Annotated in this window: 25 protein-coding genes, 1 tRNA gene and 1 pseudogene; 16 read left to right on the top strand and 11 right to left on the bottom strand. The window is 56.1% G+C overall.

Annotated features, from left to right (window positions below; all coding sequences use genetic code 11):
* Positions 1–17: 17 nt before the first annotated feature.
* The 7 genes from B0H98_RS05955 to B0H98_RS05925 all read left to right on the top strand — a co-directional run bounded on the left by B0H98_RS05955 (position 18) and on the right by B0H98_RS05925 (position 5,238).
* Complete coding sequence (locus tag B0H98_RS05955) at positions 18–512, top strand: CMD domain-containing protein (protein WP_106374144.1); 495 nt, start codon at positions 18–20, stop codon at positions 510–512.
* Positions 509–1,087, top strand: coding sequence for a peroxidase-related enzyme (locus tag B0H98_RS05950; RefSeq protein ID WP_106374143.1), 579 nt, complete (start codon positions 509–511; stop codon positions 1,085–1,087). The genes B0H98_RS05955 and B0H98_RS05950 overlap by 4 nt, the downstream gene beginning before the upstream one ends.
* Before the next feature lie 44 nt (positions 1,088–1,131).
* On the top strand, positions 1,132–2,118 hold the full coding sequence (locus B0H98_RS05945; RefSeq protein WP_244182977.1) for a TRAP transporter substrate-binding protein: 987 nt from the start codon (positions 1,132–1,134) through the stop codon (positions 2,116–2,118).
* Between the two features lie 66 nt (positions 2,119–2,184).
* The gene (locus B0H98_RS05940; RefSeq protein ID WP_106374141.1) at positions 2,185–2,691 is read left to right on the top strand and encodes a TRAP transporter small permease; all 507 of its coding nucleotides are present in this window, start codon (positions 2,185–2,187) and stop codon (positions 2,689–2,691) included.
* Entirely contained in the window at positions 2,688–3,977 is a 1,290-nt protein-coding gene (locus B0H98_RS05935) for a TRAP transporter large permease (RefSeq protein ID WP_106374140.1), read from the top strand. Before B0H98_RS05940 ends, B0H98_RS05935 begins: the two co-directional genes overlap by 4 nt.
* 173 nt (positions 3,978–4,150) lie before the next feature.
* Positions 4,151–4,549, top strand: coding sequence for an antitoxin Xre-like helix-turn-helix domain-containing protein (locus tag B0H98_RS05930; RefSeq protein ID WP_106374139.1), 399 nt, complete (start codon positions 4,151–4,153; stop codon positions 4,547–4,549).
* On the top strand, positions 4,543–5,238 hold the full coding sequence (locus tag B0H98_RS05925) for an RES family NAD+ phosphorylase (protein ID WP_106374138.1): 696 nt from the start codon (positions 4,543–4,545) through the stop codon (positions 5,236–5,238). Before B0H98_RS05930 ends, B0H98_RS05925 begins: the two co-directional genes overlap by 7 nt.
* A 37-nt stretch (positions 5,239–5,275) precedes the next feature.
* On the opposite strand, the gene mntR is transcribed toward B0H98_RS05925, so the two are convergent.
* Positions 5,276–5,764 carry a manganese-binding transcriptional regulator MntR gene (mntR, locus tag B0H98_RS05920; protein WP_106374137.1) on the bottom strand — a complete coding sequence of 163 codons (489 nt, stop codon included), beginning with the start codon at positions 5,762–5,764 and terminating at the stop codon, positions 5,276–5,278.
* Between the two features lie 149 nt (positions 5,765–5,913).
* Here mntR and B0H98_RS05915 point away from each other — a divergent pair, with 149 nt between their 5' ends.
* From B0H98_RS05915 to B0H98_RS05905, 3 genes are read left to right on the top strand one after another with little or no spacing between them, the layout of a single operon-like run.
* Positions 5,914–6,831 carry a metal ABC transporter substrate-binding protein gene (locus B0H98_RS05915; protein ID WP_106374136.1) on the top strand — a complete coding sequence of 306 codons (918 nt, stop codon included), beginning with the start codon at positions 5,914–5,916 and terminating at the stop codon, positions 6,829–6,831.
* A 5-nt stretch (positions 6,832–6,836) separates the two neighbouring features.
* Complete coding sequence (locus B0H98_RS05910; protein WP_244182976.1) at positions 6,837–7,664, top strand: metal ABC transporter ATP-binding protein; 828 nt, start codon at positions 6,837–6,839, stop codon at positions 7,662–7,664.
* Positions 7,665–7,681: 17 nt separating this feature from the next.
* On the top strand, positions 7,682–8,614 hold the full coding sequence (locus B0H98_RS05905; RefSeq protein ID WP_106374135.1) for a metal ABC transporter permease: 933 nt from the start codon (positions 7,682–7,684) through the stop codon (positions 8,612–8,614).
* Here the strand turns inward: B0H98_RS05905 and B0H98_RS17310 are convergent.
* The 3 genes and pseudogenes from B0H98_RS17310 to B0H98_RS05895 form a co-directional block, all read right to left on the bottom strand.
* Entirely contained in the window at positions 8,599–9,006 is a 408-nt protein-coding gene (locus tag B0H98_RS17310; RefSeq protein ID WP_422822143.1) for an NAD-binding protein, read from the bottom strand. The two genes, B0H98_RS05905 and B0H98_RS17310, sit on opposite strands and share 16 nt — an antisense overlap.
* A 138-nt stretch (positions 9,007–9,144) precedes the next feature.
* Positions 9,145–10,152, bottom strand: a pseudogene (locus tag B0H98_RS17305) (cation:proton antiporter domain-containing protein); the annotation flags it as partial.
* 22 nt (positions 10,153–10,174) lie between these two features.
* Complete coding sequence (locus B0H98_RS05895) at positions 10,175–10,624, bottom strand: potassium channel family protein (RefSeq protein ID WP_106374133.1); 450 nt, start codon at positions 10,622–10,624, stop codon at positions 10,175–10,177.
* Between the two features lie 322 nt (positions 10,625–10,946).
* Between B0H98_RS05895 and B0H98_RS05890 the strand changes: the two genes are divergently transcribed.
* Complete coding sequence (locus B0H98_RS05890; protein WP_106374132.1) at positions 10,947–12,293, top strand: Na+/H+ antiporter family protein; 1,347 nt, start codon at positions 10,947–10,949, stop codon at positions 12,291–12,293.
* A gap of 68 nt (positions 12,294–12,361) precedes the next feature.
* On the opposite strand, the gene B0H98_RS05885 is transcribed toward B0H98_RS05890, so the two are convergent.
* The 4 genes from B0H98_RS05885 to B0H98_RS05870 all read right to left on the bottom strand — a co-directional run bounded on the left by B0H98_RS05885 (position 12,362) and on the right by B0H98_RS05870 (position 16,003).
* Positions 12,362–13,096, bottom strand: coding sequence for an RNA methyltransferase (locus B0H98_RS05885; RefSeq protein ID WP_106374131.1), 735 nt, complete (start codon positions 13,094–13,096; stop codon positions 12,362–12,364).
* 169 nt (positions 13,097–13,265) lie between these two features.
* The gene (gene groL / locus B0H98_RS05880) at positions 13,266–14,909 is read right to left on the bottom strand and encodes a chaperonin GroEL (protein WP_106374130.1); all 1,644 of its coding nucleotides are present in this window, start codon (positions 14,907–14,909) and stop codon (positions 13,266–13,268) included.
* A gap of 58 nt (positions 14,910–14,967) precedes the next feature.
* Positions 14,968–15,261, bottom strand: coding sequence for a co-chaperone GroES (locus B0H98_RS05875; RefSeq protein WP_106374129.1), 294 nt, complete (start codon positions 15,259–15,261; stop codon positions 14,968–14,970).
* A gap of 232 nt (positions 15,262–15,493) precedes the next feature.
* Entirely contained in the window at positions 15,494–16,003 is a 510-nt protein-coding gene (locus B0H98_RS05870; protein WP_106374128.1) for an FxsA family protein, read from the bottom strand.
* 181 nt (positions 16,004–16,184) lie between these two features.
* Here B0H98_RS05870 and B0H98_RS05865 point away from each other — a divergent pair, with 181 nt between their 5' ends.
* Positions 16,185–16,946, top strand: a complete 762-nt coding sequence (locus B0H98_RS05865; RefSeq protein WP_106374127.1) for an SDR family NAD(P)-dependent oxidoreductase — start codon at positions 16,185–16,187, stop codon at positions 16,944–16,946.
* Between the two features lie 83 nt (positions 16,947–17,029).
* Here B0H98_RS05865 and B0H98_RS05860 read toward each other — a convergent pair whose 3' ends face one another.
* The 3 genes from B0H98_RS05860 to B0H98_RS05850 all read right to left on the bottom strand — a co-directional run bounded on the left by B0H98_RS05860 (position 17,030) and on the right by B0H98_RS05850 (position 18,976).
* Positions 17,030–18,025, bottom strand: a complete 996-nt coding sequence (locus B0H98_RS05860; RefSeq protein ID WP_106374126.1) for a hypothetical protein — start codon at positions 18,023–18,025, stop codon at positions 17,030–17,032.
* 45 nt (positions 18,026–18,070) lie between these two features.
* The gene (locus B0H98_RS05855) at positions 18,071–18,700 is read right to left on the bottom strand and encodes a hypothetical protein (RefSeq protein ID WP_106374125.1); all 630 of its coding nucleotides are present in this window, start codon (positions 18,698–18,700) and stop codon (positions 18,071–18,073) included.
* A 191-nt stretch (positions 18,701–18,891) separates the two neighbouring features.
* Positions 18,892–18,976: transfer RNA gene (locus B0H98_RS05850), tRNA-Leu, on the bottom strand.
* A gap of 116 nt (positions 18,977–19,092) precedes the next feature.
* Here B0H98_RS05850 and B0H98_RS05845 point away from each other — a divergent pair.
* From B0H98_RS05845 to B0H98_RS05830, 4 genes are all read left to right on the top strand, one after another.
* Complete coding sequence (locus B0H98_RS05845) at positions 19,093–19,782, top strand: ComF family protein (protein WP_244182975.1); 690 nt, start codon at positions 19,093–19,095, stop codon at positions 19,780–19,782.
* A 31-nt stretch (positions 19,783–19,813) separates the two neighbouring features.
* Positions 19,814–20,788, top strand: a complete 975-nt coding sequence (locus B0H98_RS05840) for a serine/threonine protein kinase (protein WP_106374124.1) — start codon at positions 19,814–19,816, stop codon at positions 20,786–20,788.
* Between the two features lie 242 nt (positions 20,789–21,030).
* A complete protein-coding gene (gene folE / locus B0H98_RS05835) occupies positions 21,031–21,582 on the top strand; it encodes a GTP cyclohydrolase I FolE (RefSeq protein ID WP_106374123.1) in 552 nt (183 codons plus the stop codon).
* 121 nt (positions 21,583–21,703) lie between these two features.
* A complete protein-coding gene (locus tag B0H98_RS05830) occupies positions 21,704–23,161 on the top strand; it encodes an NAD-dependent succinate-semialdehyde dehydrogenase (protein WP_106374122.1) in 1,458 nt (485 codons plus the stop codon).
* The last annotated feature ends 43 nt before the right edge of the window (positions 23,162–23,204 follow it).

The raw sequence follows: 23,204 nt of genomic DNA, 5'->3' as shown, positions 1-23,204 counted from the left end.
AAAGCAAGGGAACAATGATGACGCATGTAATAGAAAAGGCGGCCAATGTGCCCGCGACCGGGCCGCTGGCGGATGCGCTGGCGATGCGCGGCAAGTTGATGGACCTGACCCAGGCATCTTATGAAGCCGCGCTGCTGCCCGGTGATGAAGGCCAGGTACCGGCCATTGTCAGGGCTGCTTTGGCATGCCGAATGGCGCGCATCTGTCAGCAGGCGGGCTTGAGCCGGCATTACGCTGATCTCCTGCAAGGTTATGGCAGCGATGCCGACCCTTACCAGCTTGCCGAGCCGGGCACCAAGCCGCCCGAGTCAGACAAACGCCTTGGCGCCATGGTGGCCTATGTCGATCTGGTCACGCAGAGCCCGCGTGATGCAACCAAGGAGGACATTCAGGCGCTGATGCAAGCGGGTATCGAGGAGGCGGACATCGTGCGCCTGGCCGGGCTGGTAGCCTTCGTCAACTACCAGCTGCGTGTTACCGCCGTTCTTAGCGTCATGGGAGAGACTTCATGAGCCGCGTCATTCACAAGTTCACTACTCGCGTGCCCACCTGGCGCCCGCACATTACGCCGATTGATCTGGATAACGCCACGCCTGCCCAGCAAGAAGCGCTCAAAGAGACGCCTTCCAATACCAAGATTTCCGATTACGTGCTGGTGCTGGCCCATGACCCTGAGTCGCTGCGTATCCGTACCTCGTTGTTTAACGGCATCATGTACGACAAGGGCGGGCTTTCCCGCGATGAGCGCGAACTCGGAGCGGTAGCCGCCTCGGTAGTCAATCGCTGCATCTACTGCGCCGCCGTTCATGCCCAGCGCTACAACCATATCGTGGGTGATGAAAAGGTGATGCAGGATATTTTCCTGCGCGGCAAGGAGGCAGATCTGGTGCCTCGCGTTCGCGCTATTCTGAAGTTCGCGATGCGCCTTTCCGAGTGCCCGCCCAATGTGACGCAAAGCGATATTCAAGGTTTGCGTGAGGTGGGGCTTGATGATCAGGAAATCCTCGACCTGACGCTTTCCACTACCCTGTTTGGTTGGGCAAACCGGTTGATGCACACCCTGGGCGAACCGGTTTCCAATACCTAGCACCAAAAACTAGAAAAATGTTGGCACATACCAAAGGACTCCCCATGACCAAAATACTATTTCCCCGTCTTGCGCTGGCCAGTGCTGTTTCCCTGCTGATGGCAACGCCCGCCCTGGCTGAAACGCTGCGCCTGGGTACCGTGGTCAGCGCACCGCACCCATGGATTGACGCGGCTGAAGCGTTCAAGACGGAAGTGGAAGAGGCCACTGATAATCGCATCACCGTGCAAATCTTCCCGGGCGGCCAGTTGGGTAACGATCAGACCATGGTGGATGAGATTCGTATCGGTACCACCGACATGATCATTGGTGGGGTAATGAACGTTTCCCCCTACGTACCGGATTTCGAAATCTTCAGTCTGAACTATCTGTTTGAGGACATGGACGAGTTTCGCGTCGCTACCGCTCCTGACTCGGCGGTTTTCAGCTACTTTGATGACGCCATGAAGGACGCCGGCGTTGGTTTGAAGCTGTTGAGCCTGACCGGGGGCGGTACCCGCAATCTGAGTTCCAATACGGGACCGGTGACCGAGCCCTCGGACCTTGATGGGGTCAAGATGCGGGTAACCGGGTCACGCCTGGATGCCGAGATGTGGCAGACGGTTGGTGCATTGACCACTTCGCTTCCTTGGACCGAAATCTATACCGGTCTGCAGACCGGCGTAGTGGGGGCGTTTGAAAGTACCATCAGCGGCTATTTTTCAAGCCGACTGTACGAAGTGGCGCCATATCACGCCAAGACCGAACATCAGATCATGATGAGCCATATCTCGATCAGCGAGAATCGCTTTAACCGGTTCTCCGAGGACGACCAGGCCATCATCCTGGAGGCTGCGCGCCACGCGGGTGAGTACGGCACCGAGAAAGGTGTCGAGTACGATGCCGAGTTCATTCAGCAGTTCGAGGACCTGGGCGTCACCGTGACCGAGGTTGATAAACAGGCCTTTATCGATCAGATGGTTCCGCTCCACGACGAATTTGCCGAAGAGCGTGGTTTGACCGACCTGCTGGACACTATCCGCAACCTATAACGGCGCGGGTGATGCACCGCTCCTTGCGTGACGTGGGGTGGTGCATGCCCATGAAAGGACAGACGAATGCGGAAAATAAACGACCTCATCGAAAAGATCCTGCTGATGTTGGCAGGCTCTCTGTTTGCTGCCTTTATCCTTACCGTTCTGTATCAAGTCGTTGCGCGCAACTACCTGAAAATTTCCGTTTCCTGGACCGATGAAGTGGCCATGGCCTGTTTCATCTGGTCGGTTTTCATTGGCGCGGCGGTTGCCCTGCGTAATCGCAAGCACTACGTCATCGATATTTTCCCCCCGCAGTTCGTGGTTACCCAGCGTGTGCTGCGCCTGTTTGGCAGCCTGGCCTGCCTGCCGCTGATCTACGTACTGATCGTTCACGGCCATGTGCTGGTGGATATGGGCTGGAACCGTCGCTCAGTCGCGCTGGGTACGCCTATGGCCTACCTGTTTGCCGCACTGCCTGTGGCCGGGGTTGCAATGGTGCTTTTTTCCATCGAGACCCTTTACGACGATATTTCAGCACTTCTCAATCGCCACCCGGCCAAGTCCACGAAAGAGGCGAACGGTTCATGAGTCCACTGTTTATCCTGATCGGCAGTTTTCTGCTCTTTATCGCCCTGAGTGTACCCATTGCCTTCGCCATTGGTCTGGCATCCATCCTGACGATTCTTGAGATGGGGCTGTCACTGACCTCGGTGGCCAACCAGATGTTTGCCAGCATCAACTCGTTTCCGCTCTTGGCCGTGCCGTTTTTCCTGCTGCTGGGAAGGCTGATGAATGATGGCGGTATTACCGACCGCCTGCTGAAATTTGCCGATAGTTCGGTGGGGCATATTCGCGGTGGCCTTGGTCATATCAACGTGATGGTATCGATGATGTTCGCAAGCCTTTCCGGCTCAGCGGCGGCGGATACGGCAAGTGTCGGGGCGGTGCTGATTCCGGCAATGAAAAAATCGGGCTATCCGGCGCCGTTTGCCGTCGCTTTGACCGCGGCCTCCTCGGTTTTGGGCGGCATTATTCCGCCTTCCATTCTGATGGTCATTTACGGTGCCTTCGGCAATGTATCCGTGGGTGCGCTGTTTCTGGGCGGGGTGCTTCCGGGCATTCTGGTGGGTCTGATGCAGATGGTGTATGTCTACTACATCGCCAAGCGGGAAAACATCAAGGCCACGGGCAAGTTCTCGTTCAAGCAGATGGGGCGTACCGCGGTAGTGGCCGCGCCGCCCATGCTGCTGCCGCTGGTGGTGCTTGGTGGTATTACCACGGGTGTATTTACTGCGACCGAAGCCGCCTCCGTGGCGGTACTGGTTGGCATGCTGCTGGCGTTCGTATTTTATCGGGCCATTCGTTTTCGCAAGCTGCCGTCCATTCTGGCGGAATCCGTAGTGTCCTTTTCACTGCCCATGTTTGCGGTAGCGTCGGCGGGCATCATGGGGTGGCTGATCTCCTATCTGGGAATTGCCCAAGAGGTGGCCAGCTTCATCCTTTCGGTGACTGATCACCGGGTAGGCATCATGCTGATGGTGATGTTCTTCATGCTGGTGATTGGCACGGTGCTCAGCCCGGTGACGGCAGTTATCATCTTTCTGCCGATTATCCAGGGTATCTGTGTCGCGGCGGATATCAACCAGATCCATATGGCGCTGGTAGTGATTCTCTCGCTGACACTGGGGCTGATTACGCCGCCTTACGGTATCTGCCTGCTGATCGCGACGCAGATTGGTGAAGTCTCCATGCCGCGGGCGTTCATGGCGGTGTTACCGTTGGTCGGGCTGATCATGCTGGTGATACTGGCCTTGATTCTGCTGCCCGGGGTATTTCTGTACTTGCCTCAACTGATGTTTCCCAAGGCGTTTTAACGCCTGATGCAGGCAGCACTGAGCCCCGTACCTGTTTAACAGTGCGGGGCTTTTTTGAGTGGGTTCGAAATTTGGCCAGGTACTTTCAATATTGCCAATAGTCCTGAAGAGAGTGTATTTGCAGATACTTAATTATTGATATAGTATTTGCAGATATAGTTATAGGAGTTGCCATGCAAGCTGCAAGTAGCATTGCCCAGAGTAAGATTGCCGCTGCCATCGGCTTGAAGGCTGCCGTTCGCCTGCTGGATAAGTGGAATGCCAGTGGAGAGCAGGGCGAAGCCATATTGCGCGTCTCTCACAGTACCTATGCCCGGGCGCGCCGAGGCGATATCGGCGAAATAAAGCTGGATAGCGATCAGTTGACGCGTATCAGCTACCTGCTCAATATTCATGCGGCGCTGCGTATGCTGTTTGAAAACCCGGACAATCTGTACGGGTTTGTTTCCATGGCAAACCACAATCCCTATTTCAATGGCCGTACGCCGCTTGAGGTGATGAGCAGCGGCGATTTCGCCGCGCTTTATGAAACCTTCAAGCGTATTGATAGCCTGCGGGGCGGGCAATGGTAACGCCTGAAGCACTACCCGAGCGTCCAGCGCAAATCGTTACGGGCTACCGGCTGATCAACAGCAAGTTTCCGCCCATTGACCTGTTTGATGATGTGGCCGATGAAAATGAATTCGCCGCGCTGCATGCTCTGCAAACCCTGACCAATCCCCGGCTTCAGAACGAAGTCGGTAATCTGGCGCTGCTACCCGCCCGGGAAATCCCCTTTGGTATTCGAGGCTGCTCTTACGCCGTTGGACCATTCACCCATGTAAACCCGCAAGGCTCGCGCTTCAGCGACGGCAGTTTCGGAGTGCTGTACGTGGCGGACGCCCTGGCAACCGCGATTGCCGAGGTGAAATATCATCAGCAGGCGTATTGGCAAAACGTGGCGGGCCTACATTTTGAACGCTTTGTGTTTCGCGGACTTAAGTGCGTGTTCGATGAGCGCGGTTGTCGGGATGCAATGGCGCTTGATTATTCGCACCCCGTTTATACACCCGATGACTATAGCTGTGGCAGAGCACTTGGCTGGTCGGTCAGGAAAGCGCGCTCAGCGGGGCTGCGCTATCGCTCGGTACGCGAGCCGGGCGCTACTTGCTGGGCGCTCATGACGCCCTTGCACGTGCGCGATATCATTCAGACAACGCATCTGGAAATGATCTGGAACGGCAGTATCACCCAGGTGAATCGGCTTAACGCCTATCATTGAGCCCAGGCACATACTACTGCTTGGCTGAGATATCGTCTCAACGTCTTGTCTGTTCGTCGATGAAGCGCTGCATGATGGAGAGGGTTTCATTGCTGACATGGTGTTCCATGCCTTCAGCATCGATACGTGCGGTGTGGTCGTTTACCCCGAGAGCGCGCAGGAAATGCAGCACGATATCGTGCCGGGCGCGCGAGGTTTCGGCCATCTTCTGGCCTTCCTCGGTCAGAAACAGCGAGCGGTAGGGCTTGCTGGTGACCAGACCAAGCTCGTTCAGGCGACGGATCATCTTGGACACCGTCGCCTGGCTGACACCCATGCGGGTGGCAATGTCCGCCGCGCGCGCTTCGCCGCGATGCTGGATCAGGTCGCCAATCAGCTCGACATAATCTTCAATCAGTTCGGTTTCGTGCGCGTTGCGCACGGTTTCATACTGCCGAGCATGCTCGCCAACCGGCGGTAAAGCATCGCCGCTATTACTGTTGCTGCTTGAGGCAGTGAGATGGGGCGACTGGTCGTGATCACTCATTAGCAAACTATATCAAGGTGAATGGAAACCCTAATGGGCGATAGTAGCGCATTTTTGCGTATCATTGTTAGCCAAGGCTAAACTATTTGCACAAAGCTTTTTTGTTGAGCTAAAGTTACATTCAAAGCGACACATTACGGAGTAAAGGCATGAGCCAGCGCAGGGCATGGTTAAAAATGGGCGTGCTGATGGCCGCCGTGAGCGGCATGACCACGGCGTATGCCGAGCCACTTTCGCCACCTGTCAACGTGGTCGCCACGTTCTCTGTACTGGGCGATCTGGTCGCGCGGGTTGCCGGTGACGATGCTCATGTCTCTGTATTGACACCGGTTAATGCCGAAGTTCATGAGTGGGAGCTGACGCCGGATAATTTTGCTGCCCTTGAAGATGCCGATATCGTGTTCTACAACGGCTACCAGCTCGAGCAGTGGATGCGTCAGCTAGAAGCCACCATTCAGGAAAGCACGCCTATCATACCGGTAGCTGAAGACTCCGGTTATCCCACCCAGCATATTGCGATTGGTGAGCTCAAGGGCGATGTGGACCCCCATATGTGGACCGACCCACGTGCCGCCATCGCCTATGTAAAGGTCATTGCCGACGAGCTTGAAACGCTACTACCCGAGCAGGCGGACGCTATCCAGGCCCGTGCCGGTGAGGTTGAGGCGGAGCTCGAGGCACTTCATGAAGAACTTCAGAAGACACTTGCCGATATTCCCGAATCACGCCGGGTACTGCTTACCAGCGAGGCGGCCTTTCTCTACTTTTCAGATGCCTACGGCTTCGAGCACGACGGCATCTGGGGCAATAACGCTGAAACAGAAGGATCGCCGCGCCAACTGATGCGCGTTATCGACATGATCAACGAGCGTCAGCCTGCGGCGATGTTCTGGGAGAGCACGACGTCTGATCGCTATGTATCGAGTCTCGCTGAAGATACCGGTATCCCGGTGGCAGGCCCGCTCTACGTGGATTCCCTGAGTGAACCCGATGGCGAGGCGGGCGACTATTTCGCGATGCAGCGCCATAATGCCGAGCTGCTGCATCGCTCCTTGAAGGGCGAGTAGTAACGATGAAAAACGAGATGCCCCATCCGGTGGCCGCTATTGAAGTGCAGGGGCTCTATGCGGCCTATCAGCGCCAGACCGTGCTGGAAAATATCAATCTTGTCTTTCCCACGGGCAAGTGGACCGCAATTGTAGGCCCGAATGGTGCGGGTAAATCGACGCTGTTTCACGTGCTGACGGGTAGCATGAAAGCGCTTGAAGGCCGGGTGAATGCCTTTGGCGAGCCGATTGGCAAGCATCGCCGGGCAGGGCAGATCGCCTATATGGCCCAGCGTGAAGCGATCGAATGGGATTTTCCCGTTTCCGTGTGGGATACCGTCATGGGCGGGCGCTATGGACACATGCGTAAGGATGCGCTTTGGCGCCGGCTGCTGCCGTCACGTTGGCACCATGTTAGACATGCCGAAGCGGTACATGACGCACTGGTGGCGGTGGACATGCGTGAGCATGCCGCGCGGCCGATTGGAGCACTTTCTGGCGGCCAGAAAAAACGGGTACTGCTGGCCCGTGCGCTGGCGCAGCAGGCCAGCATCCTGCTGCTGGACGAGCCGCTGGCCGGTGTCGATCCACCTAGCGAGAAACTGATTCTGGCAGTGCTTCGCCGTGAGCGGGAAGCGGGCAAGACGGTGATCATGGTCACCCATGATATGCCAGGGGCACGCCTTTACGTGGACCACGTGGTGCTGATCAACCGGTTCATACGCGGTACCGGTACGCCGGAGGAAATGCTGAGTGAAGCAAAACTGGCTGAACTTGCCGTCAGTTCAATCGAGCAGACTGCGACAGATCGCCAAACGGTGCCGGCCGCTTCTTATAGCCCGGCGCAGGGGTAACCAACGTGGCGGAAAGTATGTTGATAATTGAAGCGTTCAGCGATGCGCTGGTGAGTGGATTGATCGCAGCACTGATGGCAGTGGTTAACCTGCTGCCTGACAGCGTATCCGATGCCTTTCAATACGCCTTCATGCAGCGTGCGCTGCTCACCTCGGTATTGGTAGGTGCCATTTGCGGCATGCTCTCGTGCTATGTAGTGCTCAAGCGCTGGTCGCTTCTGGGCGATGCGATCTCTCACGCCGTGCTGCCGGGCGTGGCGATTGCCTACCTGCTCGGCTGGCCGTTTTTTGTGGGGGCGTTCATTACCGGTGCGCTGACCTCGGTGGGTATCGGGGCGATCGAGCGCAATACGCGCATCAAGGCGGATGCCGCCATGGGGTTGATGTTTACCGCATCCTTTGCACTTGGCGTGGTGATTATCAGCAAGCTCGCGTCAAGCACTCACTTGATGCATATCCTGTTTGGCAACGTGCTGGGCGTCAAGCATTCCGCCTTGATGCTGACGTTCGTGGCCAGCGTCATCGCCATTCTTACGGTATGGCTGGCTTACCGGCCGCTGCTGCTCTACGCCTTCGACCCCCAGCAGGCCCAGGCGCTCGGCTTCAACACTCAGATCATCCATTACGGTCTGATTCTTCTGCTGACCTTGACGATTGTTGCCAGCCTGGAAACCGTCGGTATCATTCTGGTCGTGGCCATGCTGATCACACCGGGGGCGACCGCACATCTGCTCACTGACCGTTTCAAGATCATGCTGTCGATCTCGGTCTCTATCGGGGTGTGCTCGGCGGTAATTGGCCTTTGGCTGTCAGTGGTGTTCAACGTGGCGTCCGGCGGGGCCATTGTGCTGGTGGCGTTCGGGTTCTTTATCATGGCCCTGCTGTTTTCTCCCAAGCAAGGTGTTCTCATGCGCTCGTTACGCCACCGAACCGGTCACCGTCGTATTTGAAGCGTTGTCTGCTGCAGGCTTTCCCAGGTCTTTTCAGCAATCCCGATACCGGCGCCGGCCATCAGCAGATACGTTTGATCGACACCGGCGTCGTGAAGCGGGGCGGCTTCATCATTGAAATGAATGCCGGCAATGATATGCCCCTTGAAGCCCGCCTTACGCAATTCGCGGGTAGCGATCAGCTTGCTTTCAAGCTCCGGAGTTGCCAACGTCACGGCGACAAGGTCTGAGATGTCCAGGTGGTGCCAGAAGCCTACGTCTTCAATATCGCCATAGAATACCTGCCTCTGGGCATCGGTCTTGTTGGGGTCTGAATCAATCCCTGCAACAGCCAATCCCTTGCCGGCGAAAAAGTCGTAGGCAGCATTGCCGGTGCGTCCCATGCCCAGCACCAGTACAGCGGCAGCGCCCAATGCCACAGGCTGCTCATCCAGGTGACTTGCCTGACGCTCGAACTTCAGTAGAACCGGCTCCCAGCGATCAAAAAGACGGTGGGCAATACGGTTAAGGGGCGCGGCGATCACAAAAGAGAGGGCAACGGTAATGGCCAGCGGAACCAGCCAATCCGGTAAGATGCTGGCCGCTACAATCAGACCAAACTCGCTATAGGCCGCCAGGCTCAATCCACCCAGAAAAGCGTTGCGTGCGCGGATGCGAAAGGCGATAAGTAGCCCGAAAAACAGAGCACCTTTCAATGGAAGCAGCAACGCCAGCGCTACCGCAAACACAAGCGCCTCCTTGTCAGGCAGGCCTGCCATGCCGATCTGCAGGAAAAAGCTTATCAGCAGCACTTCCTTGAGCCCCCAGAGTGCCTTGGATAATTCTTGCGCGCGCGGATGCCTGGCAAGCAGCAGGCCCATGACCAAGGCACCGACTTCTGAGCTCAAACCTATCGCCTCGAAGCCCATGCCGCCTACTGCGATAGCCAGCACGGCACCGAATAGCACAAGTAGCTCGTCATGCTGGGCAGCGCTCATCAGCCAATAGAGAAGCGGTCTTGTCAGTGGCAGCAGGAAAACCAGCAGCGCCCAGGGACTTGGCGAAATACCGCTGTAGGCACTAAGCACCGCCAGCGCTACCAGGTCCTGAATGATCAATATTCCAATCGCAATTCGACCATGCAGAGCGCGCAGTTCACGCTTGCCCTCCAGTACCTTGGCGGCCAGCACTGTGCTCGAGAAGGAGAGGGCAACAGAGAGAAGTATTGCCTTATCAAGAGGCAGTGAAAGAAAGATGCTAAAACCCGCTGTAAACAGCAGGCAGGTAATCGCCAGATGGATGAAGGCGCTGCCCAGCACAACCGGCTCTGCCAAGCTGCGTATATTGAGTTTCAGGCCAATGGTAAACAGCAGCAGCAATACGCCCAGGTGAGCCAGGTGTTCAAGCAGGGGCCCTGCATTGGCAGGGAGGCCGATAGCCGGACCAATAGCATTGAGTGCGAACCCGGCGGCTAGAAAACCGACCAGTGGCGGTAGGCTAAGCTGGCGGGCTGCGATGCCGAAAATAAATGCTATCGATAGAATAACCACTTCAAACATGCCAATTCCCTTGTCGCGCTGGTTATCTTCCGACCCGCCAGTGCTTTTGCATTTCTATAAAGGTGAACGATGCCGACCAGGTAATCAGCACAAAACCGGTGAGTGCCAGCGTTCCGTACAAGAAGCGAACAGGGCCTACGGCATAGATATCGCCATAGCCTACCGTGGTATAGGTCACCGCTGAAAAGAAGATGAAGTCGAGTACATTGAAACTCTCATAGCCGTATAGGGCGCCTATGCCCAGTTGATCAGTAAGACACCAGCCAGTGATTCCAAACAGCCAGATTTCGACAATGTGTGTCATCAGAACGCCAAACGCCATGCCCAGAATGCGCTGACGGTGGGGTCTACGAGACTTGTCTATCTGACGTGATATGAGCCACAAGGCTTCATAATGAAGCATGACGGCAATGACGACGGTGAAGAAAGTCGTTACCACCATGGCGATATGCTCGGGGTAAGGAATAGTCATCTTAGCGGTTATTTACTGCATAAATATTGATAAATGACATGAATCAGCTGGTTAACGATAGATAAGCGTCATGCTGGCTCGGTTTCTTCAGTCTTGTGGAAGTGGGGAGACAACCTGTCTTTTTTGTACGTTGGTTTTCAGCGCATCATTTTTTGCATGTCATGAATGCATATTCACTATCGCATGCGTTCCGCGTTTTTAGAAGCTGTCAGTAGAAGAGCAATATGACTCACTGCTTCTGGGTAATTTCAGGTTTGTACTTTCAATCTGTTAAAATCCGCCCCCTTCGCCGTCAATGACCTCTCAATAGTTAGGGATCTTCATGAATGCAGTCATTCTTGCAGTGCTCGTAATGGTAGTGCTGTCACTTTTACGCGTGTCTGTCGTCTTTGCGCTGGTGGTAGGTGCCCTGGTGGGTGGGCTGGTAGGCGGGTTGTCGCTTGATCAGACTCTGGATGCCTTCAACAGCGGCGTTGGTGGCGGTGCCCAAGTAGCGCTGGCGTACGCAACGCTTGGGGCTTTCGCCGTGGCGATATCGCGTTCCGGGTTGCCGGACATGCTGGCGAACCGGTTGATCACCCTGTTGGGAAAGGAAGCCACCGAGACGCATCAGGCGCGGGTCAAGATGCTCCTGCTGGGCGCTGTGCTGCTGGTGGCCATTTCTTCACAAAACGCGATTCCGGTGCATATTGCGTTCATCCCCGTGTTGATTCCGCCACTGCTGACCGTAATGAATCGGCTGCAGCTGGATCGCCGGGCGGTGGCCTGCGCGCTGACGTTTGGCTTGACGGCACCCTACATGCTGCTCCCTGTCGGGTTTGGAGCGATCTTTCTGAACGATATTCTGCTGGCCAACCTCAATAGCGCAGGCCAGCCGCTGGGGCTCGAGATTACCCGTAGCATGGTGCCCATGGGCATGGCGATTCCGGTAGGTGGCATGGCGGTGGGGCTTATCGTGGCGCTGTTTTTCAGCTATCGCGGGCGGCGCGAGTACGCCAGCAAGGATCTGGCCATGAACCAGGCTCAGCATGTCCATACGCCGGCCAGGCCGCATGCGCTGGGGCTTGTCATGTCCGGCGTGGCGATCGTGGCAGCGCTGGGGCTGCAGCTTTATAGCGGGTCAATGATTCTGGGCGGTCTGGTGGGCATCGGCCTGCTTTCGCTGGGCGGCATTTTCAAGTGGCGTGAAGCGGATGGTCTCTTCACCAGCGGCATGCGCATGATGGCGCTGATTGGCTTTATCATGATCTCGGCGGCGGGTTTTGCCGAAGTCATGAAAGCGACCGGCGATATCGATGCGCTGGTAGCGGGAGCCTTCGAGATTTTCGGTGATAACCGGGGTGTTGCTGCCTTGGTCATGCTGCTGGTGGGACTGTTCATCACCCTGGGCATCGGTTCATCTTTCTCGACCATTCCGATCATTGCCGCGATCTTTGTGCCCCTGGCCGTTCAGTTCGGCTTTTCGCCCTTGGCGACGGTCGTGCTGGTGGGTACGGCAGCCGCACTGGGGGACGCGGGGTCGCCCGCCTCTGACTCGACGCTTGGCCCCACCTCGGGTCTGAACGTGGATGGTCAGCACGACCATATCTGGGACAGCGTAGTGCCTACCTTTTTGCACTATAACCTGCCGCTGATCGCCTTCGGCTGGCTGGCGGCGATGACGCTTTGATCGCTACCCCGTGTCTCTAAAAAACACACGATTGAAAAGGGCAGCCATTGGCTGCCCTTTTTGCATGACTACTTATCGGGCAGGTGAGCTTCAAAGGCGCTGAGTAGCCCGCGCAACAACGAAAGCTCCTTGCGGCTGGGCTGGGCACGGGAGAAAAGCGCTTGGAGCTGCTCTTCGGTACGCGCATGGGGCTGGGTGAGAAAGCCACTTTGCTGCATCAGCCGCCCCAGATGGGCTTGAAAATGACCAAACTGCTCACGGCTGGGAGGGGTGGCGTCCAGCGGGCGTTGGTAGGTGAAGCCGCTCTCTGCCTGTTTGCGCCAAGCGCGGTGCACCTCGTAGGCGAGGATCTGCACCGCTTGAGACAAGTTCAGAATACCGTAGTCCGGGTTGGCCGGGATGCTGACTTGATGAGTGCAGCAGCGAATTTCATCGTTGGTCAAGCCGGAGCGTTCGCGTCCAAACACCAGCGCGACCGGCGCCTGATGGGCGTTCTGGATAACGCTTTGGGCCATTTCATCGGGTTCATCGAAGTGAGGTAGTGGCAGGCTGCGCAACCGAGCGCTGGCACCGACGACCTGTACGCAGTCGCTGACCGCTTCTTCAAGGCTTGCAACCACCTGGGCGCTCTCCAGTACATCCGTGGCACCAGCGGCCAGCCGTGTGGCTTCTTCATCAGGGAAGCAGCGCGGATTGACCAGCACCAGATTGGTCAACCCCATGGTTTTCATGGCGCGCGCCGTAGCGCCGATATTGCCTGGATGGAAGGTTTGCACGAGCACAATACGAATAGTGGATAGCACGGTAATAGCGACCTGAAAGCGGCTTGTTCAAAGCGCAGATGGTAGCACGCTTTTAAATCGAAAGGCGGGCTGAAGCAGGCGAGAAAGAGGGCCTGTAAATAGCAGAAACCCCGCACTTGGCGGGGTTTCTGATGACGTCAAACGTCAGAGCGATAGGCTCAGGGGTGCATTACATCATGCCGCCCATGCCACCCATTCCGCCCATGCCACCCATATCCGGGCCGGCTTCTTTCTCTTCCGGATCATCAGCGATCATGCACTCGGTGGTGATCATGAGGCCAGCAACGGAACCTGCAGACTGCAGCGCGGTGCGGGTCACTTTCGCCGGGTCAAGAACACCCATTTCGAACAGATCGCCGTACTCGCCGGTCTGGGCGTTGTAGCCGAAGTTGCCTTCGCCATCTTTAACGCTGTTGATGACCACAGCGGCTTCTTCACCGGCGTTGGTCACGATCTGACGCAGCGGAGACTGCATGGCGCGCAGGGCCATGTTGATACCATGGTTCTGGTCTTCGTTTTCACCGGTCAGGCCTTGTACCTTGGCCATGACGCGAACCAGAGCGGTACCGCCGCCAGGTACCACGCCTTCTTCTACCGCGGCACGAGTAGAGTGCAGCGCGTCTTCAACGCGAGCCTTCTTCTCTTTCATTTCAACTTCGGTCGCAGCGCCGACACGGATAACGGCAACACCGCCTGCCAGTTTGGCAACGCGCTCTTGCAGCTTCTCTTTATCGTAGTCAGAAGAGGTGTCTTCGATCTGAGCACGGATCTGGTTGACGCGCGCTTCGATATCGTTTTCTACACCAGCACCATCGATAATGGTGGTGTTCTCTTTGGACATGGTCATGCGCTTGGCGGTACCCAGGTGATCCAGGTTCGCTTGCTCAAGCGTCAGGCCAACTTCTTCAGAGATAACGGTACCGTTGGTCAGGATAGCGATATCCTGCAGCATCGCCTTGCGACGGTCGCCGAAACCAGGCGCCTTGGCGGCGGCTACTTTGACGATACCGCGCATGTTGTTGACGACCAGAGTCGCCAGCGCTTCGCCTTCGATGTCTTCTGCGATGATGGCAAGCGGTTTGCCCTGCTTGGCAACGGCTTCCAGTACCGGCAACAGTTCACGGATGTTGGAGATCTTCTTGTCCACGAGCAGGATGTAAGGATCTTCCAGTTCAACCGTCATGGTGTCCTGGTTGGTGACGAAGTAGGGCGAGAGGTAGCCGCGGTCGAACTGCATACCTTCGACCACTTCCAGCTCGTCTTCGAAGCCACGGCCTTCGTCAACGGTGATAACGCCTTCTTTACCTACTTTCTCCATCGCTTCGGCGATGATTTCACCAATGCGCTTGTCGCCGTTGGCAGAGATGGTGCCTACCTGGGCGATGGATTTAGTGTCGGTGCAGGGCACGGACATTGCCTGAATCTCTTTGACCGCCGCGGCAACCGCCTGGTCGATACCGCGCTTGAGATCCATCGGGTTCATGCCGGCGGTTACGCCTTTCAGGCCTTCAGCAACGATTGCCTGGGCCAGTACGGTGGCCGTGGTAGTGCCGTCACCAGCAGCGTCAGAGGTCTTGGAAGCTACTTCCTTGACCATCTGTGCGCCCATATTCTCGAACTTGTCTTTCAGCTCGATCTCTTTGGCAACGGAAACGCCGTCCTTGGTTACCGTGGGGGCACCAAAGGACTTGTCGAGAACCACGTTGCGACCCTTCGGGCCCAGGGTAACTTTTACTGCGTTGGCCAGAACGTCAACGCCACGCGCCATGCGTTTACGAGCGTCATCGGAAAACTTAACTTGTTTAGCTGACATGTTCGTTACTTCCTAAAATCGAATTATGAAAAGTGAACGTAAATGGTTGAGGCGATGATTAGCCTTCAACGACCGCCAGGATATCGGTTTCACTCATGATCAGTACTTCTTCGCCGTCGATTTTCTGCTTCTCGACACCAAAGCCATCTTTGAAAATCACGCTGTCGCCAACTTTGACGTCCAGCGGACGAACTTCGCCGTTATCGAGAATGCGACCGTTACCTACTGCAAGAACTTCGCCACGCGTGGGCTTTTCTTGTGCATTGCCTGGCAGAACGATGCCGCCAGCCGTTTTCTGTTCTTCTTCCACGCGGCGAACTACGACGCGATCGTGCAAAGGACGGATTTTCATGCTCACGTTCTCCTAAGTATCGTCAAGGCCCGTAAAGGGCATATAGCTAAACCATGTTCTCGAGAGTTGCCCCTCGAGAAATGAAGACTCATGGTCTTCGTTGTTAAAGGTGACAGCCAATAGGCCACCACCAAGCCTGTCTGCTGGTTCAAAAAGTGGGGGCTTTGGAAGTCCTTTCAAGGGGGTAGCCATGAAAAAATGTTTTTTGTTGCTATTTATCGGTGTTCAAAGGTCAAGGGCGTCTTGATGTATCATCGCGACTGATAAAATCGCCTTCGATGACGCTGCTATCTTCGGCACTGCCACCAGTCTCTGACGTGCTGGTGCCACCGTACCCTGCACGCTGCTGACGGCGAGTTTTCTCATGAGTGTGGGGCTTTGTGTCTACGCTGGTTTTAAGCCCAAGCCAGACAAGCCCTTTGTAGAGAAGCTGGCGAGCGCTGGGTAGCAGGCAGGCAATGCCTAGCAGATCGGATAGAAATCCCGGTGCCATCAGGAGCGCCCCACCAAAGATGAGCGCGGCACCTGTCATCAGCTCTTGAGACGGAATCTCGCCTGCCTTCATCCGTTGACGGGCGCGGGCGAAAGTCGAGACACCCTCCTTGCGAATAAGATGTAGCCCAATCACGCCTGTTGCAAGCACAAGCAGTAGCGTGGTCAGCAAGCCTATTTGACTGCCAATCGAAAAAAGCAGTATGAAGTCGAGTAAGGTAAAAAGAGAGATGAATATAAGAATTGGCATGGCAGGCTCCGTAACAGGCGTAAGGGCTCATTATTGTGACAAACATGCAAAAAACAAGCGATGAGCAGGGTGGGGGGATTAAATTAACCTATCCAGTACTCACACATATCAGTACGCAAATAAAAACGGCATGCCGAGTTATGCGGGTGCGTGCCAGTGAAAAACGCTGAAGGAGAACATGATGCAACTAGCGGAAAAGGTAATTGCGGTCACCGGCGGAGCGCGGGGGCTGGGCCTGGCAATTGCCCGGCAATTAGGTCACGCCGGGGCATCCATCGCGCTCCTGGATATGAATGAGCAGGTATTGAATGAAGCAGTGCTGTCACTCCAGGCAGAAGGCATCCACGCACGGGCCTTCGTGGTCAACGTGGCCGATGAGGACTCCGTCATTACCGCTTTCAATCAGATTGCCACGCGTATGGGGCCTGTCAGCGGCTGTGTCAGTAATGCCGGGATTACCGATGATGCCCTATTGATCAAGGCAAGCGATAAAAAGGTAGAAAAGCGTATGTCGCTGGCTGCCTGGCAGAAGGTGATGAGCGTCAATCTGACCGGCGTGTTTCTCTGCGGCCGTGAAGCCGCCACGCAGATGATCGAAGCGGGCCTTGAAGGCGTGATCGTGAATATATCGAGCATCTCTAGGGCGGGTAACATGGGCCAGAGCAACTACGCTGCGGCCAAGGCGGGGGTGCATGCGTTGACCGTCACCTGGGGCAAGGAGCTTGCGCGCTACGGTATTCGCACCGGCACCGTGGCCCCGGGATTTATCGCAACCGAGATGACCGCCGCCATGCGTCCTGACATGGTAGAAAGAATCTCTTCAAGCGTACCCTTGAAGCGCCTGGGTGAGCCTTGCGATATCGCCAAGAGCGTTGCGTTCATTTTTGATAATGACTATTTCAACGCGCGTATTATCGAGTGCGATGGCGGTTTGCGTTTATGAAACGGTCAAGGCAAACGCAGCGCGCGAGGCTCGTTAGCCTCGCGCGCTGCGAATGTTGCTCTCCGCAAGTTCGGTAGCAGATTTCAGCGGCCGAAATAATCGCGGCTGATTTCACGCTGGAAGTACATTTCAAGACGCAGCGTCATTGCCCAGCGCGGGTCGTAGCTGACTTCGCGCTGGAAGTGCAGTTCGGGAATGACATCTGCAAACATGATGCCCTTATGGATATCTCGCCGATAGCGCGTTTGCAGATAGTAGTTGGTCATACGCGGATTGGAAGCGCTCTCCCCAAGGGCAATGGCCGAGTAGCGTAGTGCGCTGCGTTTATTGAGACGCTGGTTGATTTCGGCGATTTCACTGAACTCAAGCGTGTCTTCTTCTTCGCGCCACTGAACGTTAGTGATGAAGCGAAGGTGGCGGTTTTCCGAAAGCGGCCGCCCGATATCCCACTCGGTACGCGCCGAGTAACCGTCGTTGTTGAACCAGGAAAGACGGTTGAACGATTCAAGCTGCCAGGGGCCATCACCAATGTCCCACAAGCGCTCGCTGGTGAAGCGCACGTAAGGGTCCAGTGGTAGGCGTAGTCTTACCCCGGCACCAAAGCGGTTGCTCCAGTTTTCGCGCTTGTCGCGATCCTCAAGCCAGTCAAGTCCGAAGGTGGAATTGCGCCGGTCGCGCTGGTCGTTATAAAGCCGGCCGGAGCCTTGCTCGGTCAATGTACCCTGGGACTCTTCCGGGTCGCTCTCGATGACCAGGCGCAGGCGTTCCTCGGTAGTGGGCAGATCGATCCGGTAGCGAACGCTGATATCGCCATCCACGCCTTCACCTTCCATCCAGTCGATTTCCTGGCCCAGACGCAGATAGGACTCATTGGTAGAGGTATCGTTGTAGCGATCGCCACCAAAGAAAGCATCGATATTACGCGACGTGTTATCGACCCAGTTGCCAACCCGCGCACGAAAGGGCTCGACTTCCTCCTCTGCCCAGTCAGGCAAGTCGCTATCTTCTTCCTCGGCGTATGCCTGGGCGGTAAGCAGCAATAACGAGCCCAGGCATGCCAGGGCAAAAAACTTTCTCATGTGTGATCCCGAATCAATATTATTAAAATTTTACCGGCCGATCTGTTAGCGGGCTTTATGTAGTTCAATGTTTTTAGCCCACTCTAGCACGCGTTTGCGATCGCGGCGGCTGTTCATTCGTTGGGTATCCACCCGGGTAGGTATCAATTGGCCGACCGGCTCAGTGGTATAGTTAAGCTTGAAGTGACGCGAGGCGCCAATCGGCATGTCTTCCGGACCATAAATGGCAATGACGCGTATTTCCAGTTGAACATCCGACTGCCTGAGCACATCCTGACCTATATCCCAATATTCGGTAAGCCGTTCAAGCGTGGAGTTAAAGGACTGGATATGCAGGTAATCACCTGAGTTTAGCGGTCCTTGATGGGTTCTGTAAGAAGCTTCATCCTCTTCATTGCCTTGCTGCTGATACTCGACGATATCAAGCTCATAGCTTCGCTCTTTGGTATGCAGAACCGCAACCAGGTGCTGAACGTAGATAGCCTCGTTACTCATGTTGCTGATCAGACAGAGCGCTTCAAGGCCGACGCCTTTGCCTCGGTTGATGATGATCCGTGGGCGGCGTTGACGCGCATAGCCGTTATAGAGTAATTGAGCGTAGAACACCCATACAAAGAGGGTAAGGATGCTGCCGATCGCAGAAATTGCCTGGGCATTTTCTTTGAGCCATTCCATAGTTGAGATCCTTCTCAAGGCAAATTGGCAAATGTTTAGCTGCTAACTTAGCTTAAAGTCTGCAGAAAGTCAGCTTGATTGAACGGGAAGGGAATTGCGGGCATAAAAAAATCGGTAAGCAGATGCTGACCGATTATAAGTAACCGCTTGATGACTACACGTGATAAATAAAAAGGGGAATAACTTAAAATTGGTGCGGATGGGGAGACTCGAACTCCCACACCTTACGGCACTAGAACCTAAATCTAGCGTGTCTACCAATTCCACCACATCCGCAGAAGACGAGGCGTATATTATCAACTTGTTGGTAAATGTCAACGCTCTTATGCAATATGCCAATGGAATCAGCGCTGTCAGGAGGTGTTGTGGGGTTATTAACCGGTTGGCAAAGCATGCACAAAACGTTGCGCAAGGCACTGCCGGGCTACTGTGCGTTTTGCTTGGCGAGCACCGAGCCGGGGCAGGGCTGGTGTACAACCTGCTTGGTAGAGTTGCCGTGGAACGTCAAGCCTTGCACACACTGCGCCGACCCATTGCGTGAACGTGACCAATCCCTATGCGCGCACTGTCTGCAAGAGCCACCGCCGATTACTCATACCCAGGCAGCGCTTCTATATCAGGCCGCCATCAAGGAGCTGATCTACGATTTCAAGTTCAACGCTTTCCCCCGCGCCGGCATGCTGCTGGTCGAACTGATGCTCAAAGCCATGCCGCGCCACCCCGGCGCTGCACTGCTGGCGGTGCCCATGCATCCCAAGCGCGCCCGGGAGCGCGGCTTCAATCAGGCGCAGTGGCTGGCTGAGCAGTTGTCCAGGCGCACCGGGTTGCCGCTATTGCAGGCTGAGTGCCACAAGCTGGTGGTTGCCCAGCGCACCTTGAACCGTCAGGAGCGGGCGGCCAACCTGCGCGGGGCTTTTCGTATGGCCAAAGATACACACCCGCTGCCTGCCCACATCATGCTTGTTGACGATGTGGTAACGACCGGGGCAACGGGCAATGCGCTGGCTGACGTTGTGCTTGATGCCGGCGCCGAGCGGGTGGATATGTGGGCCGTGGCAAGAACGCCGCTGGGCAATAATTGATAAGATAGGCGTTTGGTCAAAGGAGTGGTTCATGTCACACCCATTTAGTGCGCTTTCACCCGATACGGTCATGTCAGCGGCCGAGTCCATAGGGTTCTGGCCTGCCGGTGAACCTTTTGCACTTAACAGCTATGAAAACCGCGTACTGATGTTTCGTGACGACGAGGCGCGCCGCTGGGTGATCAAGTTCTATCGCCCAGGGCGCTGGTCAGATGCTGCCATTCAGGAGGAGCACGACTTCTTGCAGGAGCTTGAGCAGGCGGGCGTGCCGGTCGTGCCACCCTGGCGCAATGAAGAAGGGCAGTCGCTGCATCACTATCAGGCGTTTCGCTTTGCCCTGTTTGCTCAGTACGCCGGTCAGGCGCCAGAGCTTGATAACCCCGCGCACCTGTTTGCACTTGGTGAAGTGCTGGGGCGCTTGCACAAGGTATCGCATCAAAAAGCGTTCGAGCATCGAGCGAGCCTGAAGCTTGCCGACGGTATTGCAGATGCCGAGCAGCGTGTGGTGCAAAGCCAGTGGCTGAACAAGTTTCAGCGCCGTGCCTATGAAGCGGTCATTCAGAAGCTGCAGCGCCAGCTGGTTTCCAGTTCGCTGGATACGGCATCACTGATTCGCTGCCATGGCGATTGTCATTTGGGCAACGTATTGGGGCGCGATGAGCAGTTCACGCTGGTAGATTTTGACGATTGCCTGATGGCGCCGGCGATTCAGGATATCTGGATGCTACTGCCCACGGATGAGCCGAACGGCTGGCGGGCCCAGCTTAGCGAGATCAGTGAAGGGTATGAAGAGTCGCTTGCGTTTCCTCATGAGCAGATGACGCTGATCGAGCCGCTGAGAGCCTATCGGCTGATCCGGCACAGCGCCTGGCTGGTGTCGCGCTGGGACGACCCCGCCTTTCCCCGTGCGTTTCCCTGGATGGCGGAAAGTGGCTACTGGGACCAGCATATTCGCCAATTGGAACAGCAGTCCCTGCAGTTGGAGCAGCCAATGTGGCTTGCCTGAAGGTGCCATGTCCGAAAAGCCTCATCGGGCCTGCCACATAGCGCTAAGGTACGTTAAAATGCGCCCATCAACCGCTTAACAGCACTCCTATAACGTTACATAAGCCTTTTATTTGCCGGGCATTGTGCCTTGTGTGAACTTAGGGTTTAGGCACTGTTTTTAAGGCTGTTCAATGTGCAGGTCAGGATGGCTTTAAGGCATTAACCTGAGTTCACGTTGGCACCGTTTTGAAGAGGCTTACTATGACCGACGACATCGCCCAGCACTATCGCCAGATTATTACGGCCCTTGGCGAAAACCCGGACCGCGAGGGCCTGCGGGATACCCCCAAACGTGCCGCCAAGGCCATGCAGTTCCTGAACGCTGGCTATCAGCAGTCGCTGGAGGAAATTATCAACGGTGCGGTTTTCGAGTCGCAGACCGATGAAATGGTGCTGGTAAAGAATATCGAGCTTTACTCCATGTGTGAGCATCACCTGCTGCCGTTCATTGGCAAGTGCCATATTGCGTACCTTCCTGATGGCAAGGTGCTTGGGCTTTCCAAGTTTGCGCGCATCGTCGACATGTATGCCCGGCGTATGCAGATTCAGGAAAACCTGACCCGTGAAATCGCCGATGCCGTTCAGCAGGTTACCGGTGCGAAGGGAGTGGCCGTCGTGGTAGAGGCGCGTCACCTGTGCATGATGATGCGCGGCGTCGAGAAACAGAACTCGAGCATGACATCATCCGTCATGCTGGGCGGTTTCCGTGACAACCCGGCAACGCGCCAGGAGTTTCTGACGCTGATCAACTGAGTTTGCCTAGGCGCTGCATGGCAGCGATGTTTGCTAAACACTTGGTCAAATGTAACGTTTCGTCTTAGCATGAAAGCGTAAATATGAGCCCACAGGGCCATCATTTGGCCAGGAGTCTGTCATGGAAGCGCTGAAAGAGACACAGCTGTACTGCCCCTTTGCCTATATCGACGGCAGCTGGGTAGCCGCTGACAGTGGAGATCAAATTAACGTCATCAATCCTGCCACCGGAAAGCCGGTGGGGGATATGCCAAGGCTTGGCAAGGCTGAAACCGAGCGCGCCATTGATGCCGCTGATGCCGCCTTGCCCGCCTGGCGCTCGCTCACCGCTCAGGAGCGTGCCGATATGCTGCTCAAGTGGCACGACCTCATGCTTGAGCATAAGCACGACCTGGCCCTGCTGATGACCTTTGAGCAGGGTAAGCCGGTCAAGGAAGCAGAAGGGGAGATTGCCTACGCAGCAAGCTTTCTGCGCTGGTTTGCCGAAGAGGCACGCCGGGTATATGGCGAGACTATCCCGGCCGCCAAGGCAAACCAGCGCATTCTGGTTACCAAGCAGCCGGTCGGTGTGGTAGGCGCGATTACCCCCTGGAACTTTCCGGCGGCCATGATTACCCGCAAGGCGGGGGCCGCCCTGGCCGCAGGCTGCACCATCGTTGTAAAGCCCGCCAGCCAAACACCTTTTTCCGCCACCGCACTTGCGCTGCTTGCTGAACGAGCAGGCATTCCGCGTGGCGTGTTCAACGTCGTACCCGGCAGTGCGTCGGACATTGCCGAGGCGCTTACCCAGTCGCCTAAAGTGCGCAAGATTACCTTCACAGGCTCCACGGAAGTGGGTCGTACGCTGATGGCCAAGGCCGCCGAGCACGTTCAGAAAATATCGCTGGAGCTAGGTGGCAATGCGCCGTTTATCGTCTTTGAAGATGCTGATCTGGACGCTGCGGTAGAAGGTGCCATGGCCGCCAAGTTCCGCAATGCCGGGCAGACCTGCATCTGCACCAACCGCTTTCTTGTTCAGTCCAGTGTGATCAACGCCTTCTGTGAAAAGCTCGCGGTTGCCATGAACAGTGAGCTACACGTGGGTGATGGCACCCAGAAGAGTGTCAACATCGGCCCCTTGATCGATGAAGACGGCGTCAAGAAGGTGAGCGAGCACGTTCAGGATGCCATCGACAAGGGTGCCGAGCTGCTGCTGGGCGGCCACCCGCACCCGCTGGGCGGCAATTTCTTTACCCCCACGCTGATAAGCTTCGCCACGGAAGACATGAAGGTCGCCAAGGAAGAAACGTTCGGCCCGTTGGCCGCGGTGTTTCCCTTCGATGACGAAGAAACCGCCATCGAGATGGCCAACGACACCCAGTACGGGTTGGCGTCCTACTTCTATTCGCGCGATCTTTCTCGTGTGTGGCGCGTGGCCGAAGCGTTGGAGTACGGCATGGTAGGTATCAATACCGGCGCTATTTCCAACGCCGCCGCCCCCTTTGGCGGCGTGAAGGCGTCGGGTCTGGGTCGTGAGGGCGGTCATCAGGGCCTGGAAGAGTACCTGGAAACCAAGTACCTGTGCATGGACCTGGGCTAGCCGATAAAGCTGCGAAAGCTTTCATTAAAAACGCCTCGCAAGC

The organism is Vreelandella songnenensis (assembly GCF_003002925.1).
GTDB classification, from domain to species: domain Bacteria; phylum Pseudomonadota; class Gammaproteobacteria; order Pseudomonadales; family Halomonadaceae; genus Vreelandella; species Vreelandella songnenensis.
The sequence above is the reverse complement of the archived record's forward strand: the minus strand, read 5'-3'. Positions and strand labels throughout refer to the sequence as shown.